This is a genomic window from Polaromonas sp., assembly GCF_031411155.1.
Lineage (GTDB): Bacteria > Pseudomonadota > Gammaproteobacteria > Burkholderiales > Burkholderiaceae_C > Polaromonas.
In genome coordinates, this window is record NZ_JANOAL010000031.1 from 1 (window position 1) to 1855 (window position 1855).

The window sequence follows — 1855 nt, forward strand, 5'->3', positions numbered from 1 at the left end:
ACCGCGTAGCCAAACGACTCGGCCATGTTTTTGGTCGAGCCGCTGAACTGGTAGCGGTAACCGGGCGGAAAACGCATGCCGTCCAGCGCGGCCTTGATGTCGCCCGAGACTTCGCCGGCCGAGCGGTTTTGCACGTTGCCGTTGATCGCGACCTCGCGCGTCATGTCGCGCCGGTTGATCTGGTTCGGGCCGGTCGACTCCCTGACGCTGGCGACCTGGCTGAGCCGCACGATGCGCGCCGAGCCGTCGGCATTGCTGCCCAGGCTGCTGCTCATGAAGGGCAGGCGCTCCAGGTCTTGCGGTGCATTGCGCGCATCGGGCGCCAGGCGCACGTTGACGTCATAGGTCTGGTCGTCGGGCGCGCGCCAGTTGCCCACGGTTTGCCCGGCCACCAAGGTGCGCAGCGCAGCGCCAATCTGCGGCACCGACAGCCCCAGGTCCGACGCGGCATCGCGCCGCACATCGACCTGAATCACCGGCTTGTCGGCCTTCACGCTCGAATCCAGGTCGACCAGGCCCGGGATGCTGCGGATTTTTTCGGTGACGAGGCGGCTCAGCCGATCCAGCTCTTTCAGGTCCGGGCCCTGCAGTGAAAACTCGACCTGCTTGTTGCCGCCCACCGTATCGAGCAGGCCCACATGGGTGACCGTGATGCCGGGCACCTGCGCCAGCCGCTGGCGCAGCACGACCGACATCTCGTCGACACTGCGCTTGCGCGCCTTGCGGTCCACCAGCCGCACATAGAGGTTGGCAGAATTCTTGCCCTGGGCGTTGCCGGTGTTCAAGGTGGCCAGGGTGTAGCTCACTTCCGGGAATTCGCGAACAATGGTTTCCAGCTGGCGCGCCTTGGCCTCGGTGGCTTCCAGCGACGAGCCCACCGGCGTGTAAAAATTGAGCGAGGTTTCCGAAAAGTCGGCCTTGGGCACAAACTCGGTGCCCAGCAGCGGCACCATGAAAATGCTGGTGACGAAAATCACCAGCGCCAGCGCCAGCGTGGCCAGCTTGTGGCCCAGCGCCCAGCGCAAAATGCCCTGGTAGCTGTTGCTCAGCGCGTCGGTGGCGTGGTCGAACCAGCCCGTGACGCGGCCCAGGGTCTTGTCGTAAAACGTGATGCGTGAGGCGGGTTTGCCGTGCAGGTCAATGGCCGGGTCGTGCCAGATGCTCGACAGCATCGGGTCCAGCGTGAAACTGACAAACATCGAGATCAGCACCGCCGCCACGATCGTGATGCCGAATTCGTGAAAAAACTTGCCGATGATGCCGCCCATGAAGCCAATCGGCAGAAACACCGCGACGATGGAAAAGGTGGTGGCCAGCACCGCCAGGCCAATCTCCTGCGTGCCATCGAGCGACGCCTGGTAGGGCGTCTTGCCCATCTGCACATGGCGCACGATGTTCTCGCGCACCACAATCGCATCGTCAATCAGCAGGCCCACGCACAGGCTCAGCGCCATCAGCGTGATCATGTTGATGGTGAAGCCGAACAGGTTCATGAACAAAAACGTGCCGATGATGGAGATCGGCAGGGTCAGCCCGGTGATGACGGTCGAGCGCCATGAATTGAGGAACAGGAACACGATCAGAACCGTCAGCAGCGCGCCTTCAATCAGGGTGCGGCGCACGTTCTCCACCGCCACCCGGATCGGCCGCGCGCCGTCGGTGACCAGCGCCAGCCGGGCGCCCGTCGGCAGCAGCGGCGTCAGCTCGGCCACCGCCTTGTTGAGACCGTCCACCACCGCAATGGTGTTTTCGTCCTGGGCTTTTTGCACCGTCAGCAGCAGGGTGCGCTGGCCGTTGTACAAGGCCAGGCTGTCCAGCTCCTGGGCGCCATCGGCAATGCGCGCCACCTGGTTCA

General features: G+C 64.0%; 1 protein-coding gene. It reads right to left on the minus strand.

What is annotated here, in order from left to right; all coding sequences use genetic code 11:
- Positions 1-1855, minus strand: a 1855-nt coding sequence (locus tag RMO23_RS01545) for an efflux RND transporter permease subunit (RefSeq protein WP_309678339.1), incomplete at both ends; no start/stop codon positions are given.